This window comes from Bacillus sp. LR_5, from assembly GCF_042709275.1.
Map to the genome: position 1 here is coordinate 1 of NZ_JAVAXX010000455.1, position 3,416 is coordinate 3,416.

The window sequence follows — 3,416 nt, forward strand, 5'->3', positions numbered from 1 at the left end:
TCCTGAACAAGTAAAACGCTTTACAACAGAGGAGCTTCGCAGTCATTTCTTAATGGATTCTTTATTTACAGAAAACAAACTTACGATGTATTACTCACATGAAGACCGGGTTGTCATCGGCGGAGCGGCTCCAGGGCAAAGTGAACTGAAGCTTGATGCAGGTGATTTTCTAAAAACAGACTTCTTTTTGGAACGGCGTGAAATCGGGATTATTAATGTCGGCCAGCCTGGTGCCGTTAGAGTCGGCGATGATGAATATGTGCTTCAAACAAAGGATTTTCTCTATATCGGAATGGGCAATCAGGATGTATCGTTTTCAAGCCTGATTGGGGAAAAAGCGAAGTTTTACTTCGTCTCCGCTTGCGCCCACAAAAGCTACCCGACACAAAAAGCCGCCCTAGCTGAACTGACACCGGACCGCCTTGGTGATGATGCAGCGTCTAATGTCAGAAGTCTGTACAAAGTCATTCATCAGGATGGCATTAAAAGCTGTCAGCTGATGATGGGAATAACGATGTTAGATCAAAACAACAACTGGAATACCATGCCAGCACACGTTCATGACCGTCGGATGGAGGCTTATCTTTATCTGGATCTTGAAAAGGATTCAAAGGTATTTCATTTCATGGGCCAGCCGGACGAAACACGCCATCTTGTTGTTGGAAATGAGCAGGCTGTCCTTTCTCCCGCTTGGTCTATTCATTCTGGCGCAGGAACATCAAACTATAGCTTTGTGTGGGCGATGGCTGGAGAAAATTACACATTTACGGACATGGATCTCATTCCGATGGATGGGCTGAAATAAGATGGGTTATCTACATGACGCCTTTTCATTAGAAGGAAAAACAGCGCTGGTGACAGGCCCAGGAACAGGGATCGGTCAAGGTATTGCCAAAGCCCTAGCCGGAGCTGGCGCTGATATTATCGGCACATCACATACAAGCAGTCTGTCTGAAACACAGCAGCTTGTGGAACAGGAAGGCCGGATATTTACATCTTTTACATTGGACATGAGCAAGCCGGAAGCGATAAAGGATTCTGCAGCTGACCTGTTTGAAAACAGGCAGATCGACATCCTTGTCAATAATGCCGGCATTATTCATCGGGAAAAAGCGGAAGATTTTTCAGAAGAGAACTGGCAGCACGTACTGAATGTCAATCTACACAGCCTGTTTATTCTGACACAGCTTGCTGGCAGGCACATGCTGAAAAGAGGTCACGGAAAGATTATTAATATTGCCTCTCTCCTGTCTTTTCAAGGCGGCATCCTCGTTCCGGCTTACACCGCGAGCAAACACGCTGTTGCCGGTTTGACAAAATCATTTGCAAATGAGTGGGCAGCGTCAGGCATTCAGGTCAACGCAATCGCCCCAGGCTATATTTCTACTGCGAATACAAAGCCTATTCGGGATGACGAAAAGCGAAATGAGGACATTTTAAAGAGAATTCCTGCCGGCCGCTGGGGCCAAGCGGATGATATCGGGGGGACTGCAGTCTTTTTGGCATCACGTGCTTCAGATTATGTAAATGGACATATTTTAGCAGTTGATGGCGGCTGGCTATCCCGCTGACAAATAAAAAAAGCTGACGAACGATCGTCAGCTTTTTTCCATTACATCATGTGCGGTTCAACAGGCAAGACCTTTTTGACCTCATCAATGATGCGTTCATTTTCTCCGCCAGCGTAAATGTGAATCGAGCCGCTGTCTTGATTCGAGCGAATCAGGCGCCCGATGCCCTGCCGTACACGTAACAACATATATGGCAAATCAACTTCTTCGAACGGATCTTTTTTCGCTCCGTTGCGCTTCGCTGTAAATACAGGATCGTGTGGCGGGAACGGCAATGACCAAATGGTAACATTCTTCAATGCGTCACCGGGAATGTCGAGTCCTTCCCATAAGTGAACTGAACAAAGTACTGTTTCTTCTTCCTCTTGGAATTTCTCTACTAAGCTGCTGATTTCCTCATCACCTTCGAAGAAAATTGGATACGGCAGCTCCCATGCCGCCGACAGCTCTTTAAATTCGTTTAATTCTTCAAAAGAAGGGAAAAGCACCAGCGTTCTTCCTTTGTAACGTTTGATTGTTTCAATCGTTTCAGCCGTTTTTTGTTCAGCGTCCATATCTGTTTTTGCGTATAGATTAATACTCATTTGCTCGTCATAATCATAAGGGGAATCAACAGTTAATGACAAATAATCATGAATCCCAAGACTGTCGGCAATATAATCAAACGAACCGCCTTCTGACAGCGTAGCAGAAGAAAAGATATAAGGAATTTTCTTAGAAAACACTTTTTCGCCAAGTACTTCTGCTACCGTTCTCGGCATCACGACAAAAGTTGATTCTGCTTCCTTTTTCTCCAGCCAGCTGATTGCATCCTTTTGATATAGAGATAATGAATACGCCATTTGTTCAACATATTCTTCCACTACTGACAGCTCGTATTGATCAATCGTATACATTTCAGACTCAAATACAAGTGCCTCACCGATTTTATCAAGTAAACGACAAAGCTCGTCCGCCGCCTTTTTGACACGCTGGTCATTTTTTATTTCTAAACGGTGTGAACCGGCTACTTCCTTTGATTCTTCAGAAAGAACATAGAAAAATTCGTCGTTTGCAGCAAGCGCATCTTCAATCAATTCTGCAAACTCTTCTCTGATGTCATTTTGCAGCAATCGTTCTAAAAACAATTCAAGAGTAGACTGCTTCACTCTATAGGTTAGCGCTTTTTGCGCAGCAAACTCTAACAAGTGCCCCTCATCAAATACAACTGCACTATGATCAGGCAAGAGCGGCAGCTGGCCCTCTCGTTTGCGTGATTCTTCCGTCCACACATGCTCCATATAAAAATCATGGGAACATATGATTAAGTCCGTTGCCTTGCGATAGTAATCTCTGGAAAGTGTCAGACCGCATCTGTGTCTCATATCACAAGTCAGACAGTCCTGAAACGAGTCGTAGCTTACGTCAGACCACTCTTCATTCGATAGATTTGCGTACTGCTTACGGTCGCCATACGGATAAAAGCGCTGCATCGCCTGTGACTCGTGGACAAATGACGGTAACGACTCATAAAGATCCAGCCATTTATCATCATCAGAACGCTGCATTGTTTTTTCAAGCTTCTTCAAGCATAAATATTGTTCATGTGATTTTGACAGTCTTGTATCAATTTTCAGATCAAGATGCTCAGCCAGCTTAGAAATATCGCCCTCTTTTTTCACCAGCTGTTCAATTAATGTTTCATCTGCACAAGCGATGATGGCGGGTTTGCCGACATACCTTGCATAGCTGATTGCAAAAAGAAGATAAACCAGCGTTTTCCCCGTTCCCACTCCAGCTTCGGCGAACATGACTTTTTTCTCTTTAAACGCCCGCTCCAGCTGAAAAGCCATAAATACTTGCTCG

Annotated in this window: 3 protein-coding genes; 2 read left to right on the plus strand and 1 reads right to left on the minus strand. The window is 44.5% G+C overall.

Going from position 1 to position 3,416, the window contains the following annotated elements; genetic code table 11:
* Positions 1–805, plus strand: an 805-nt coding sequence (gene kduI, locus RAC86_RS36870; RefSeq protein ID WP_377886790.1) for a 5-dehydro-4-deoxy-D-glucuronate isomerase, incomplete at its 5' end; no start/stop codon positions are given.
* A 1-nt stretch (position 806) separates the two neighbouring features.
* Positions 807–1,571, plus strand: a complete 765-nt coding sequence (gene kduD, locus RAC86_RS36875; protein WP_049141306.1) for a 2-dehydro-3-deoxy-D-gluconate 5-dehydrogenase KduD — start codon at positions 807–809, stop codon at positions 1,569–1,571.
* A gap of 41 nt (positions 1,572–1,612) precedes the next feature.
* On the opposite strand, the gene RAC86_RS36880 is transcribed toward kduD, so the two are convergent.
* Positions 1,613–3,416 (minus strand): ATP-dependent DNA helicase (locus RAC86_RS36880; protein WP_377886791.1); only part of this gene is annotated, 1,804 nt, incomplete at its 5' end.

What these genes read in the sequence shown, in the direction of transcription:
- kduD (WP_049141306.1), top strand. Translation starts at nt 807, where the DNA reads ATGGGTTATCTACATGACGCCTTTTCATTAGAAGGAAAAACAGCGCTG.